This window comes from Stenotrophomonas sp. S49 (assembly GCF_016624905.1).
GTDB lineage: Bacteria > Pseudomonadota > Gammaproteobacteria > Xanthomonadales > Xanthomonadaceae > Stenotrophomonas.
In genome coordinates this window covers 44622-59298 of sequence record NZ_JACVUD010000005.1, presented here as the reverse complement: position 1 = coordinate 59298, position 14677 = coordinate 44622, and the positions used below count along the sequence as shown (strand labels likewise).

The window sequence follows — 14677 nt, the reverse complement described above, 5'->3', positions numbered from 1 at the left end:
GTGTCGCGGACGTCCGTGCACATCCGGCGCCCAAAGGGAGATGCCCAGCGTACTGCCAGGCCTAGTTCACTGAATGCCAGTCACCTGGCCATTACTCATCCGCACCAGCTGATCTGCCTGGTTGAAGTACCTGTCATCGTGGCTGATCACCACCACGATCCTGCCCTGGCGACGCAGTTCAGGAAGCAGCTCGGTATAGAAGACGTGCTTGAACTCCGGATCCTGGTCCGCTGCCCACTCGTCGAAGACGTAGATGTCGCGCTGTTCCAGAAATGCCACCAGCAGCGCCAGGCGCTTTCGCTGGCCATCTGAAAGATCGATGGTGGAGAACCGTTGGTCGTCCAGCGTCACCTTGTGCGCCAGCCCCAGTCGTTGGAGATAGTGCTCGGCCTTGCTCGCGGCCTGTTCGGACGCGCCGAACAGATGGGTGAAAAGATGAAAGTCCAGGAAGATGGCCGAAACACTCTGCCGCGCCCTGAACAGATTGCTTTCATCGATGACGGCATGGTCGAACAACACCTGGCCGGAGACGGGGCGATAGTGCCCAGTAATCAATTTGGCCAGTGTCGACTTGCCCGAGCCGTTACCCCCGACAAGGAAGGTGACCTGCCCGCGCCGCAGGGTCAGCGAAACCGGGCCAACGCGGAATCCATCCCGGTCTGCATACGAGTAGCTGACCTCGCGCAACTGGAGTTCGTCGCAGGGAAGAGCCATTCCACTTTCATCAAGTTCTTCCACCGGCATGCGGTCGAGCAGCTCATTGAGCTTGTTCAGCGCGACCGTACCCTGTGCCAGCGCGGGGATTGCATTCACGATCACGTTGATCGGGCCGATGATGTACAGCATCGCCATCACCACGCTCAGCAGCACTTCGCTGGACAGTCCGTAGCGCGCTGCCGCCACATAAGTCACTACGCCGATGGCCAGAAAGCCAATCAGGTTTCCGTACTGCAGTGCGAGGTAGAAAATGATGTTGCCACGCCGGGACAGGCGCACGACCTCTGCTTCAAGCCTGCGCATGCCCCTTTCCATGAAATCGTGGTACTTGCCGGCATTGAGTCGCAGCTCCTTTGCTCCATACAGCTGCCCGCGGATGCTCTCCTGTATCCCGTCGCGGCGGTCGCGGGCACGGGCGAAACTGCGCTGCCCCAGGATCAGCGGCAGACGATAGCTCACCACGCCCAGCACGATGACCACCACCACCAGCAAGAACACCTTGATATGCAGGAATGCGATGAAGGCCAGTGCACAGAGGATCGTACTGATATTGATCAGGACTGCCGGGAGATTGGGCGCAGCGTCCACCATCCTTGCCACATCCAGCACAATCGCGCTCTGCAGCCGCGACGGACCAATGGCCTCAAGATCGGCGATCGGCAAGCGACGGATGCGTTCGGACAGGTACAGACGCAGCTGTGCTGCAGCGGCATCGACCACGTTGCCGAACAGGATCTGCGAGGCGGCACGTGCCAGCAGGGCAAAGATGCACAACAGCAGGAACGCCACAGCGAAGCGCCAGTGCTGGACCTGCCATCCAAGTACCACCGGGGCAACTTCCTGGGTGAACTCCGAGAGCGTGGGGCTGACAGGGGCGAGTGAAAGGAGGATAAGCGGCACCAGGGCTGCGTAGGCAATCCCCCCTGCAATGCCCGCCATCACTGCCACCAGGATGCGGTTTGGCGATCGCGATGCCAGGAAATGGAACTGCCCCCGATGCAGGTCCGCGCGCTCGATTGGCTTCATTGCGCAGCCCCCTTCGACTCGGCGTTCCGCGGGCGCAGGACCAAGATGCTGTCCGTGCCGCCGTCTGCAGTCGTTGAGCCGATGGAAATGCCCGGCCCCGTCCTGTGTCGCTGTGCAAAATCGGCGTAATGACGGTCGACAATGTTGCCGGACTGACCGCTGTCCAGGCTGAACAGGCTGGCGGCCGGATCGCCCAGCGGAATGACCTGCCGATACGTGGCTCCCAATACCCCATCGTAGCCATGCTCGTCGTCGTAGTCGGCGACTGACACGTTGATCGTGTATCGCCCCCCCGCCGATGGAATGCGTCGATCGAACAGGCGCGCCAGCAGCGGGAACTGGTCGAAGGGTGAGTGCGGAAGCTTCACCTGATGCACCTTGCCCCACGTCCAGTCATCAACGTCACTGCCGCGCAGGCGTCTCAGCTCGATGGCCGCATCATCCAGCGCCGCAAGCGCCATGTCTGCACAGCGCTGCTGCGACCCTCCACACCAGTGCTGCAGCTCACCGCCTGCAATACGCCGCACCAGCTCTGGCCGGAATGTCTCACGCTGCTCCTTGAGAATCGCAAGCCGTTCGCTGTGAACCAGATCCAGACGCAGTGGCGCCTCCGTCATGCGCAGCATCAGATGGCGCGACCATGCGTGATAGAGCGCCGCGCCCACGCTGTCTTCTGACATGCGCCGGTCCCAGTCGTGCAGGCGCTTCAGCAGGTCTTTCTGCAGCGGGGTATGGCCGACGGCGCGTGCAAGCAATGGCAGTGCCTCGGCAGCCTGTGTTTCCATGACGTCCATCTGCATGGCCGACATGTCGCCCGCGGTCAGCTTGCGGCCATCGGACGTGTGCGATGCAAGAAGTGATTCGATGCGTCGGGCACGGTAGTCGGGCTGCCAACTGTTGGAAATCAGCCAAGGATAGTCCGCGTCGTGAATGCGCTGGTTGGCACTCACCACCCGACCACTTACGGGATTGATCTGCGCCGGCAGTTCGGCCGCTTCCAGATAGCGCAACCATCGATGACTATCGTCCCAGCCAGGTGCCGGCAGGAGACCATTTCCGGCATTGCGTACCGGAATGCGGCCGGCCGCAAGCATGGCGATATCACCGCTGCGATCGGCGTAGACGAAGTTGAGTGCCGGTGCGGCGTAGTCGCTCAGCGCGTGGCGGAATGCAGGAAGGTCCTCGGCGTAGTTGATGGCGAGAATGCCGCCATAACTCCGATCATCGGGGTCCAGTGCCGTCCAGCGCAGTGCCAGCGCCCGGCCCCCAGCCGCGACCGCGTCACTTACCAGCGGCCCATTGCGCGTGGAGCGCACCCGCCAGCGGATTGGCGGGTAGCGCTCCCGCAGCGCCGCCGGGAATTCGGCCGCGACATGGATCCACTCATCGCGCGATGTGATCGGCACCCACCTGCCGTCCGCCTCGTACTGTTCCTTGTCCAAGGACAGGCGTTCGGCATAGAGATCCTGCGCGTCGGCGGCAAGATTGGTAGCGGCCCAGGCGATCTTCGCGTTGCGCCCGAAGACCACCACCGGCACGCCCGGCAAGGTTGCGCCGACCACGTCGATGCGATCGCCCTTCAGCTTGGCGAGGTAGAACGTGGTGGGCAGCTGTCGGCGCAGGTGCGGGTCACCGGCGAGCATCGGCACGCCCCCTTCCGTGTAGCGTCCAGCCACCGCCCAGGCGTTGCTGCCCACCCCTTTTCCTCCCAGGCCCGCGTCGCGCTCCATGCGGCCAGTGGCCTGCCATAGTCCGGCCATTGGGTCAGCCGCTGGGTCGCCCGCGCCGGTCACAGCCGTCGCCGGTTCACGAAGGTCCAGGCCGGTCAGCTCCGAGGCACGTTCAGCACCGAGGTGCATCACCAGCACCTGGTTGGCCAGTTCCTGCCGGTAGTTTCCCCCGAGGCTGAGCGCAAGCAGTTTCACCATCAGCAGTGAATCACTTTCTTCCCAGCGTTCCGGTCGTGTACCGAAGTAGCGGTACTCCACGGGAAGCTCGTGGTTTCCCGCAATCCAGGCGTTTACACCCGCCGCGTAGGCACGAAGCCCCGCGCGTTCAACGTCGGTGAGATGGGTCAGCGCCTGGCGTGCGGCTTGCTCCAATCCCAGCGTGCGCATCAGCTTGTCGCTCTGCAATGCACGCTCGCCAAGCACTTCGCTCAGCCTTCCGCGACCGAGTCTGCGCCGGTAGTCCATCTGCCACATGCGATCCTGCGCATGCACGTAACCCAGTGCGAAGAATGCATCGTGATCCGTGGCCGCCGTGATCGAGGGAACGCCGTCATCGTCGCGCTGGATGCGCACCGGCCGCTGCACGCCGGACACCTCCACACTCCCATGAATGCCCGGAACGCTGCGCTTCAACATCCATCCGGCACAAAGACCAGCTGCAAGAAGCGGAACGAACACACAAAGGAGCAATCGACCGACAAAAGGGGAGTGACGCATCCGTTCGTTTCCCACTTCCATATGGAGACTCCGCCGGATTAGATCAGAACCCCTCGCGCAGCGTCAACGCGCCTTTCAGCACGTCGCAGTCAACCCGATAACGTCGTCACAGCGATGCCACATACGTCATCCAAAGACGTAGAAGCGCTGGTCAGTGCGGCGGCTCACACTCTCGATGTGACGTGATCACAACTCAACGCCCGTGCCGTCCGCGCATTCAGCACGCTCTCCGGCTGAGTGCACTTGATGCCACCCAACCTCTCCCCTATGATCCAGCGGAAAGTCCTCTGGATGGAGGCAGGGATGTTGTAACGGTCAGGAGATTGATCGGGCATACGGCAGACCGCTGCAGTACCTGATCAAGTAGTACCCGTCTGACTACCCGGCCCTATCATGCTGAGATCTCTGGTACTTGGCGCTTCACTGCGCTCTCCGCTTTACGCAACCCTGCTGCTGTCACTGCAGAACGCATACGCCCAGGATCCGGCACCGGCTGCCTCTCCTGCAGATGAGGCCTCTTCCGCCACCGCAGGCGACGGAAAGAATGTCACCACGCTGGAATCGATGACCGTGCTCGGCGCCGCCGGGTATGACGCCCGTCGCGATGACACCGTGTCGCGCCTCGTCGTCACACAGGAAGATCTACAGAAGTTCGGTGACACCGAACTGTCCGAAAGTATCAAACGCCTACCCGGCGTCACCGTAGGCGTCGGCCCCGGTGGCAGGTCCGGCGCGATCACCCTGCGCGGCATGGGAAATGGGTACACCCAGATACTGCTCAATGGCGAACGCGCCCCCGAAGGCTTCTCGCTTGACTCGATTTCCCCGGACAGCATCGAGCGCATCGAGATCCAGCGCGCGGCGACGGCCGATCAGCGCGCCGAGGCCATTGCGGGCACGATCAACATCATCCTGAAGAAGGGCACCCGCAAGCGCAGCCAGGACCTCAAGCTCAGCCTCGCCAGCCTGCGCGGCCGTCTTTCGCCCAGCGCCAGCTGGCAGCTTTCCGACCAGCGCGGCGATCTGTCGTACGGGATCAATGGCACCGTGAGCCGGCGCGATTTCCTTGTCACCGAGACCGAGCGCCACACCGACCGCGACGCCAACGATGCCGTGCTGCGCATTCGCGATGGCGACATCCACGTCACCGGCACCACCGACACGCTGTCGCTGTCGCCGAGCATGAGCCTCGCTTTCGAGAATGGTGACACGCTGTCCGTGCAGGGCTTCCTTGATGCATCGGAGTTCCGCAAGAAAGGAGACATCGGGTATTCGATGGAAGTCGGTGACCCCGTCACCCATATGCGCTACCTGCAGGACAGCGACACTGACGACCTGCGCATGCGCGGCGACCTGAACTGGACACGCACCTTCGACAACAGCAGCCGGCTCACCACCAAGCTGGGGCTCAACAACAACCGCCAGGACTATCGCTTCCTCGAGCGTGGTTTTGCCGCCGATGGCAGCCAGAACCTGGACGACCACACCACCGCACGCATCCGCGAACACGGGGTGACCTCCACCGGCAAGTACGCCATTGACCTGTTCGATGACCACTCGCTTGAGCTGGGTTGGGACGGAAGCCTTCAGCGCCGTGAGGAGAGTCGCGTACAGCGGCTGGCCGACCTGCCTGGCGTGACCGGCGCCATCAGCGACCTGGATTTCGAGGCCCGCATCAGCCGAATCGCATTCTATGCGCAGGACGAATGGCAGGTAAGCAAGCAGTGGTCGCTGTATCTCGGGACCCGCTGGGAGTCCTTCAAGACCATCAGCACTGGCAGTTCGTTCAGCCGCATCCGCAACAGCGACCAGGTGCTGTCCCCGTCCATTCAGTCGCTATGGAAGCTGCCCAACACCCGCAACGACCAGATCCGCCTGGCACTGAGCCGCACCTACAATTCGCCCCGCATCGCCCAGCTCATTCCGCGTCCTTACACCTCCACCAACAACAACCCACTGGAACCTGACCAGCGTGGCAATCCGGCACTGAAGCCGGAGCTGGCCACTGGCCTGGACCTGGCCTATGAGCACTACTGGACCGACACTGCCATGTACAGCGTGGGCGTGTACGGCCGCCGCATCGAGGACGTGATCCGTGACGAGACACGTCTGATCGATGGGCGTTGGGTGTCCTCGCCTTACAACGGCGGCAAGGCGCATGCGTGGGGCGTTGAGATGGACAGCAAGTTCCCGCTGCGTTCGCTTCTGCCAAATGCGCCGGCCATTGATGTGCGTTTCAACCTGACGCGCAACTGGTCACGTGTTGACGACGTACCCGGGCCCGACAACCGGCTGCAGGATCAGGCAAAGCTCAGTTCCACGCTTGCAGCCGATTACGAGGTGAATACCGACTGGACCCTCGGCGGAAGCTTCACTTACCAGAATGGCGGCTACATTCGTAATACGCTGAACCAGGCCAAGTTCAGTGCCCCTCGCCGGGAGTTCGATGTCTATGGACTGTGGAGCATCAGCAAGAAAAGCAAGCTGCGCGTGAGCGTGGGCAACCTGCTGCAGCAGGCGATTGTTTCAGGCAACGCTTACTTCGACGCGAACGGCTCGACGGATATAGAGCGGCGCCGCAAAACGGCGCTGCTGTATCGGGCGACACTCGAAATCAAGCTCTGATCTCACGTTCACGACCGGTGCGGCCAGGGGAATGAGGATTTTCGCGCTGTCCGACCTGCACATCGACCATGCCCAGAACCGGGCATGGCTCGAGGCGCTGTCCTGCCAGGATCATGTGGACGACGTACTGATCCTGGCAGGTGACCTGTCCGACCAGCTGCCGCAGCTTCGCTGGTGCCTGACGACGCTGACCCGGCGGTTCCGCACCGTGCTGTTCGTGCCGGGCAACCACGATCTGTGGGTGCTGCGCGACGCACCCGCCCTGTTGTCTACTGGCAAGTTCGCACAGGTGCAGGCAGCGTGTGCCGAATGCGGGGTTTCGATGTCCCCTTTGCACCTGGGCGATATCTCCGTTGTGCCACTGCTTTCCTGGTATGACGACAGCTTCGGTGTGGCCGACGTGGCCCTGCGCGAACGCTGGATGGATTTCCATGCCTGCCGCTGGCCAACCGGCATGCCGGGCAATGGCATCAACGCGCATTTCCTCGGCATGAACGAATCGGCGCTGCGTGTCCGCAATCGAACCGTGATCAGCTTCTCGCACTTTGTTCCGCGTGTGGATCTGTTGCCGGCAGACAACCTGACGACGCGGCTGCTGCTGCCGGTGATGGGAAGCACAGCGCTGGAGGCGCAGATCCGCATGCTGGGCCCGGATATCCACGTTTATGGCCATAGCCATCGCAATACCGATGTAGTCCACGACGGCATCCGTTACATCAACCGTTCGCTGGGCTACCCCAACGAACGCAAGGAGATGGAAGCGGGCATGCGCTGCATCCTGGAACACTCCTTCAACGCTCCCCTGCAACCAAGCGATCTTCCGACATGAACCCATTGTCCAGCCCGGTGGCCGCCGCCACCCTTATCGATGTCGCGCGGGCACATGCGGCGAGCCGGCCGGGAAAGATCGCATTCCGCTTCCTGGGGCCAGAGGAGGAGGAGTCTACGCTGAGTTATGAGCAGCTCCACCACGCCGCGACCCACGTGGCCGCGCACCTGCTGTCGCGTACAGAGGGGAGGCCTGCAGCGGCATTACTGCTGTATCCACCCGGGCTGGAATTCATCCGCGCCTTCATTGGCTGCCTGTACGCCGGGGTGGTTGCCGTTCCTGTCCACCTGCCAGGCACGCGCCAGGAGCACTGGCAGCGATTGACGCGCATCGCCAGCGACGCTGGCGCCACCATGATCCTCACTGACGGGGCGGACCGTGCCGCGGTCAGCCGCTGGCTGCAGTGCGAGCCGGACCTATCCATGGCCGTGGTGGTGACGCCTGCTCTGCACGAAGACGGACGGGGCGCCGCTCACGCCAGGCTGCCCACGATTCCTGCAGAGGCGCTGGCCTTTCTCCAATATACCTCAGGCTCCACCGGCGACCCCAAGGGCGTGATGGTCAGTCACGCCAATCTGATGGGCAATCAGCGGTTGATGCAACGTAAGTTTGGCCATGACGACACGACGGTTGTTGCAGGTTGGCTGCCGCAGTACCACGACATGGGGCTGATCGGGAACATCCTCCAACCTCTGTTCCTCGGTGCGACAGCCATCCTGATGGCGCCCAATGCCTTCCTGCAGGATCCACTGCGTTGGCTGCAGACGATCTCCAGGTTCCGTGCCACGACCAGCGGCGGCCCTGACTTTGCCTATCGGCTCTGCGTCGATCGGATACGCCAGCAGGACAAGGCCGGGCTGGACCTGAGCCATTGGCGGGTCGCCTTCAACGGCGCCGAGCCGATCGCAGCCGCCACGCTGCAGCGCTTCAGCCACGCCTTCGCCGAATGCGGGTTCCGCCGCCAGGCGCTGTTCCCCTGCTATGGGCTGGCCGAGGCAACGCTGTTTGCCACCGGCGCGGCGTGCCAGCAGGGGGCGATCACCCAATGGGTCGACCGCCAGGCGCTGGCCGGGCACCGCGTGCTGCCCACCGGCGGCGATGGAAGCGATGCAGGGACAGCAGTGGAACTGGTCAGCAGCGGTGAACTCCCTGACGAGGGCGCACTCGTCATTGTCGATCCGGACACCGGCCTGCGCTGCGAAAGCGGCACCGTTGGCGAGATCTGGCTGCACAGCACCAGCGTGGCCCAGGGGTACTGGGGGCGCGAGGCGCTGACGCAGGAGAGTTTCCACGCACATCCGAAGGGGGACACGCGCGCGTTTCTGCGTACCGGCGATCTCGGCTTCATCCACGACGGCCAGATCTATGTCACCGGTCGCCTCAAGGACCTGGTCATCGTTCGTGGCCGCAACGTCTATCCACAGGATATCGAGGCTGCCGTGCAGGAGGCCTTCGCCGAGCTGCGGACCGGTGGCGGTGCCTGCTTCGGCACACAGCACGAAGGCGAAGAGGTGCTGACGCTGGTGCAGGAGGTCGAGCGCACCGCCTTGCGCCGGATCGATCCTTATGGATTGTGGCGTGACGTCTCCCAGCTCGTTGCAGAACAGTTCGGGGTTCGGCTGCACTGTCTTTCACTGGTCAAGCCGGCCCAGGTCCCCAAGACATCCAGTGGCAAGATCCGCCGCAGCACCTGCCGCCAGCTGCATGAGTCGCATGCATTGGATGAGCTGGCCCGCTTCCCGTCCGGCATCTCGGAAAGCCCTGCGGCATCCCCGGCCGGGGATGGCGAGGCAGCGCAGGTGTCGACGCCTGCCAACGATGCAAGCAGTGCCCTGCACCTTCTGGCTGAACTCCTGCAGGTGCCGCAGACCCAGCTGCGACCTGATCGCACCCTCACCGCTTATGGCCTGGACTCGCTGCAAGCCGCCGAGCTTGAGCACCGCTTGTCCGCACAGTTCGACCTTCATATCGGCATGGCCCGGTTGCTTGATGGCATGACCGTGGGCCAGTTCCGCGCGGAGACCATGGAGGCACACGCGCTGCCGCGTGCAGTCGTGGAGCTGCCGGCGGCCACGCCGGCTGCCGGGCCAGCAATCGGGCCACAGCAACAGGCGATCTGGCAACTGCAGGCGCTGCGGCCGGAAGCGCGCGCCTACAACATCTCCCTGCCCTTGCGGATAGCCGGCCAGCTGGACCCCGACGTCCTGCGGAAGGCACTGGCCCGTTTGATCGCCCGGCACCCAGTCCTGGACACCCTCTATCAGGAGGTGGACGGGAGACTGTCAGCCGTTCAGCGCGCCGCGGGTGGCGTGCCTTTGACCGTCGTTGCGCTTCCATCGATTCCAGAGGAGATCGAAGCCGCCCTGCACGCGCAGGCATCGGCCGAACTTGCCCTGGATCAGGCCGTATTCCACGCCTATCTTCTACACAACACAGGCCCGGATGAGAGCGTGCTGCATCTGGTGGTACACCACATAGCAGTCGATGCCTGGTCGATGCAGATTCTCGTTGCAGACCTAGCCCGCTCGTATGAGGAGATCATCCACGCACGGCCAGCCCACGATCTGCCGTCGCGATGCTACACCGACTTCCTGCAGATGCAGGAGCGCTGGCTGCACAGCGAAGCGGGGCAGGCACTGGTGGCCGCCGCCAGTGCTGCTACAGCCGCGTATGCCGGCATCATCACACTGCCATCGGATCGCCCCAGACCCAAGCACTTCGGCTTCCACGGCGATGAACTGACGGTTCACCTCGATGCAACGTTGTCGCAAGGCATCCGCAGGATGGCCGCTGGATGGCAAACCACCCTGTCCACTGCAATGCTGGTGGCATGGCAGGCGTTGATGCAACGGCTGAGTGGGCAGAGCTCGTTCATCATCGGCGTTCCGGTCTCGCAGCGCGCCGTGCCGGAGTTTGCAGACGTCGTCGGATGTTTCGTAGACCTCAAGCACATCGCCTGCGACGTCGATCCAGAAGCGCCCATCGACGTGCTGGTTACACAGACCCGCGCACGCGTGCTGGAAATGCTCGAGCAGAAGCAGGTGCCTTCCGCGCTCGCTGGGCGTGGCAACGCCACACCCAGCAGCTGGCCATCAAGCTTGCAACCCAACGTCCGCTTCGCCTTCCAGCAGGCTGGTGGGATCGCCGATGCCGCACCATTCCTGCTCAACCTCGACAACGCACAGATTGAACTGGCAGGGCTGCGGTTCTCGACCTGCCCGCTGTCCACCCGGAGCACACAGGCCGACCTTGGGCTGACCGTCCTTGAGTACCAGGGCAGACTGCATGCGCGTTACAACTACAACCGCGAGATCTTCGACAGGACGAGGATCGAGCGCTTCGCGGCAATGTATGAACAGCTCTGGCGCAGCATCCTGGCCGACGATCATGCTCCGCTGCGGTCGCTGCCCTTGATCGCACCGGCCGAACGCCAGGCGTTGATCCTTCACTCTGCGGCCGTTCCGGTGAGCTTCGACCTCGAACCCTGCGTGCACCTGATGATCGAGCGGCATGCGCGCTGTACGCCAGACGCGATTGCGGTCATCGCAGACGACGATGTTCTCACCTATGCCGACCTCAACACCCGCGCCAACCAGCTTGCACGCTGGATGCAGGCGTGCGGTGTGCAGCAGGAAACGCGGGTCGGACTGTACCTGCAACGCGGCGCTGACATGGCCGTTGCCTTCCTGGCGGCACTGAAGGCCGGTGCGTGCAGCGTCATGCTGGAACCCTCGCTGCCACCGGAGCGCTGCAGACTCATTGCCGAAAGCGCACAGATGGCACTGGTTCTGGTCAACTCCAGCGCAGATACCTGGATGACGCCGGAGACCCAGCTCGATCTGCGCGACACGGCACGATGGCACGTCAACGATGGCAGCAATCTCGATCTTCCAATCCCGCCTGATGCGGCGGCCTATGTCATCCATACCTCCGGCTCGACGGGGCTGCCGAAGGGTGTGGTCGGCGTCCACCGGGGCATCGCCAACCGCACGCATTGGATGATCAAGCACTTCGGCCTGCAAGCGGGTCATCGCGTCCTGCACAGCACGCCAATGGGGTTCGTACGGGCAGAGCGTGAGATCATCTTCCCGCTGGCAGCCGGCGCGACCCTGGTCATCCTGACGGCAGCGGCGCTGAATCGCGCAGACATGCTGCTTGATGCCCTGGAGCATCACGCCATCACCCATACCGCATCGTCGCCTTCACTACTGCGCATGGTCCTGGACCAGGATGCTGCGCGCTTCGCGCACCTGCCGCTGCTTACCCGCTGGTTCGTCGGTGCCGACGCACTCAACCCCGGGCTGATCTCGACGGTGCAGGCGGTGCGCCCCAGCTTGCAGCTGACCTACTTCTATGGGTCCACCGAAGTAAGCTCGGATGTCGCCTACTTCGATGTGCCCGCCGGCTATATCACCGACGCTTCGACCACACCAATCGGGGTGCCCCTGGCCAATACCGGGCTGTACCTGTTGGACGCATTCCTGGAGCCGGTGGCCGAGGGCATGCCCGGTGAGATCCACGTTTCGGGCGCGCAGCTTGCGCGCGGCTATCTGTTCGACCCACAGCTGACCGCAGAGAAATTCATCCCCGACCCGTTCTCCGACACGGTGGGCGCACGCCTGTACCGGACAGGGGATCTCGCCTACCGCCGTCCTGACGGAAACCTGGTGGTGATCGGACGCAATGATGACCAGCTGAATCTCTATGGCCACCGCATCGAGCTTGGCGAGATCGAGCATGCGCTGCGTTCGCTTGAACCTGTCCGTGACGCGGTTGTGCTTCCCCACAGACAGGCCGAGCATGCCATGCTGGTGGCCTACGTCGTCTGCACCGACAGCGTCTTCCTGGCCAAGGTTGGCAACCATCTGGCCGCACGGCTGCCGGACTATATGATCCCCGCACTGTTCATTCCACTGGAAGCGCTGCCGGTAACGGCGCTGGGAAAGATCGATCGTGCTGCCCTGCGTGGTCTCGACCTCGGGTTGGCCACATCAGGGCACCACGCGGCGGTAGAGACCCCGCTGCAGGAGCAGCTGGCAGGCATACTGGCCGAACTGCTGGGAATCCCGGTGTCGCTGATCAGCATCAACCGCAGCTTCTTCGAGCTCGGTGCCAACTCGGCCGCGCTGAGCGAGTTCGTCGTGCGCGCCAACCAACGCGCCCTCCCGCGACGGCTGCGGATCGCAGATGTGTTCCATCATCCCAACATCCGCGCGCTTGCCGCTGCGCTGCAGCCGGAAGCCCGGCACGGTGCTGCAGCCCATGCGGCCCTTCAGGCCGGCAACCGTGCACATGCCCGCCGTCATGCCAGAGAGAACCGCGTAGCGGCGCGGAAGCCTTCCTGACATGCACCCTGCCTCATGGACCATCGACGACAGCCTTCGGTCATATGGCGATGATGGGTTGCCGGCGAGCATCCGTCATCGCGCGCTTCCAGGGGCCAATGGGCACCGACTGTATCTGGTGGAATATGACCCCGCGCAGTTCGTCCCCTCGGCATTCACTGCTGCCGGCATCGCTTGCCCGGATACCATCGCGCGCAGCGTTCCCAAGCGCCAGGCCGAATTCTTCCACGGCCGCAGCGCTGCGCGTCTGGCGCTGATGCAGCTGGGTCACACGGCGCTGACCCAGGTCGGTATCGGGACGATGCGCCAACCGCTGTGGCCGGAAGGCATCATCGGCAGCATTACCCATGCGGGGCCCTACGCCGCTGCGATCGCGCTGCCTGCCTCGCCACACCGTGGAATTGGCATCGACATCGAGATGATCGTAGATGGAGGCACGCTTGAAGCGCTGCGGTCCACCGCTATGGATGCCGAAGAGGCAGCAGTGCTGCAGGCTGCGGTATGCGACCAATGGAGCTACCCCGCGCTGGCGACGGCCCTGTTCTCCGCGAAGGAAAGCCTGTTCAAGGCGGCCCATGCCAGCGTCGGGCGGTTCTTCGGCTTCGAAGCCGCGCGCTGCCGGCGCTGGGATGCGCGTTCCGGCTGCTTGCATCTGCAGCTGACCCAGCCCCTGTGCGCCGGATTCTCGCAGGGCGACACCTGCCAGATCAGTGTATCGCGCCTGGAACGCACAGCAGTGTTCACCAGCTACCTATGGTAGTGACCCGCCCCCCCCACCGCCATGCCGAGGGTGGCGAGCATGCGTTCGCGAACGTAATCGACGACCTCACGTTGATGGCTGTTGATGAAGAAGTGGTCACCCTCGAACCAACGCACCTCCGACCCCACCGTGCTCTCCTCGCCCCATAGGCTCACGTCAATGCCGCTGCCGCGATCATCGCGTCGGCCCGCAAGCACACTGAACGGGACATCCAGCGGCAAAGCCGACTGATAGCGATAGCCGTGCACCAAGGCAAAGTCGGCACGCAGCATGGGCAACAACAGGACCATCATTTCGCGGTTGGCCAGCACTTCCGTGGGCGTTCCATTGAACGCAGCCAACTCCCGTACAAGTGCATCATCTGACATCAGATGCAACGCTGGCCCGGGCGAGCGGTACGCTGCTGGCTCACTGCCGGACAGGAACAGGTGTATTGGAAGTCGGTGGCCCATGCGACGGACACCTCGCGCCACCTCGAATGCAAGCAGCGAGCCAAGGCTGTGGCCAAAGAAGGCGAAAGGCCGCCCATCATCAGCCTCTGCAATAGCTCCGGCAATATCAGTGATGAGAGTATCGAACGATGCTGCGGCGGGCTCGCGCATGCGCGCCCCGCGTCCGGGCAGTTGAATGCCACAGACTTCCACGTGGGGTTCAAGCAAGGCCTGCCAGGGTGCGAAAACTCCGGCGTGCCCACCTGCGTAGGCAAAGCAGTACAGGCGCAGCCGACGCGCGGCATTCGGGCGATGGATGATCCAGGGAGAGGCCACGGCGATGAGTATCATGCAGGGAGCTGGACGACGATAGTACAGGTCGATGCCAGGCAAGCGAAGGCCATGCTAGGATCCATCGACATGCGGACCGGCAGCGTCCTGCGCGCAGAAGGCGCACTGCATGACACACGAATGGACGCGGCCGCTGCCAGGCCTGC

7 protein-coding genes are annotated in these 14677 nt (G+C 63.4%); 4 read left to right on the top strand and 3 right to left on the bottom strand.

What is annotated here, in order from left to right:
- Nucleotides 1–66 precede the first annotated feature (66 nt).
- Nucleotides 67–1743, bottom strand: coding sequence for a cyclic peptide export ABC transporter (locus IAE58_RS02170; protein ID WP_199932983.1), 1677 nt, complete (start codon nt 1741–1743; stop codon nt 67–69).
- Nucleotides 1740–4211 carry a penicillin acylase family protein gene (locus tag IAE58_RS02165; RefSeq protein WP_199932984.1) on the bottom strand — a complete coding sequence of 824 codons (2472 nt, stop codon included), beginning with the start codon at nt 4209–4211 and terminating at the stop codon, nt 1740–1742. The genes IAE58_RS02170 and IAE58_RS02165 overlap by 4 nt, the downstream gene beginning before the upstream one ends.
- Nucleotides 4212–4583: 372 nt before the next feature.
- Here IAE58_RS02165 and IAE58_RS02160 point away from each other — a divergent pair, with 372 nt between their 5' ends.
- From IAE58_RS02160 to IAE58_RS02145, 4 genes are read left to right on the top strand one after another with little or no spacing between them, the layout of a single operon-like run.
- Complete coding sequence (locus tag IAE58_RS02160; protein WP_199932985.1) at nt 4584–6815, top strand: TonB-dependent receptor; 2232 nt, start codon at nt 4584–4586, stop codon at nt 6813–6815.
- A 31-nt stretch (nt 6816–6846) separates the two neighbouring features.
- Entirely contained in the window at nt 6847–7644 is a 798-nt protein-coding gene (locus tag IAE58_RS02155) for a metallophosphoesterase (RefSeq protein ID WP_199932986.1), read from the top strand.
- The gene (locus tag IAE58_RS02150; RefSeq protein WP_199932987.1) at nt 7641–12989 is read left to right on the top strand and encodes a non-ribosomal peptide synthetase; all 5349 of its coding nucleotides are present in this window, start codon (nt 7641–7643) and stop codon (nt 12987–12989) included. The genes IAE58_RS02155 and IAE58_RS02150 overlap by 4 nt, the downstream gene beginning before the upstream one ends.
- A gap of 1 nt (nt 12990) precedes the next feature.
- On the top strand, nt 12991–13749 hold the full coding sequence (locus IAE58_RS02145; RefSeq protein WP_199932988.1) for a 4'-phosphopantetheinyl transferase superfamily protein: 759 nt from the start codon (nt 12991–12993) through the stop codon (nt 13747–13749).
- Here IAE58_RS02145 and IAE58_RS02140 read toward each other — a convergent pair.
- Nucleotides 13737–14531 (bottom strand): alpha/beta fold hydrolase, encoded by a 795-nt coding sequence (locus tag IAE58_RS02140; protein ID WP_199932989.1) that lies wholly within the window; start codon nt 14529–14531, stop codon nt 13737–13739. The genes IAE58_RS02145 and IAE58_RS02140 overlap by 13 nt on opposite strands.
- Between the last annotated feature and the right edge of the window lie 146 nt (nt 14532–14677).

Bases quoted from the DNA above. Each gene is read 5' to 3' on its own strand.
- IAE58_RS02165 (WP_199932984.1), bottom strand. From the start codon at position 4,211: ATGGAAGTGGGAAACGAACGGATGCGTCACTCCCCTTTTGTCGGTCGA.
- IAE58_RS02150 (WP_199932987.1), top strand. From the start codon at position 7,641: ATGAACCCATTGTCCAGCCCGGTGGCCGCCGCCACCCTTATCGATGTC.
- IAE58_RS02145 (WP_199932988.1), top strand. From the start codon at position 12,991: ATGCACCCTGCCTCATGGACCATCGACGACAGCCTTCGGTCATATGGC.
- IAE58_RS02140 (WP_199932989.1), bottom strand. From the start codon at position 14,531: ATGATACTCATCGCCGTGGCCTCTCCCTGGATCATCCATCGCCCGAAT.
- IAE58_RS02170 (WP_199932983.1), bottom strand. From the start codon at position 1,743: ATGAAGCCAATCGAGCGCGCGGACCTGCATCGGGGGCAGTTCCATTTC.
- IAE58_RS02155 (WP_199932986.1), top strand. From the start codon at position 6,847: ATGAGGATTTTCGCGCTGTCCGACCTGCACATCGACCATGCCCAGAAC.
- IAE58_RS02160 (WP_199932985.1), top strand. From the start codon at position 4,584: ATGCTGAGATCTCTGGTACTTGGCGCTTCACTGCGCTCTCCGCTTTAC.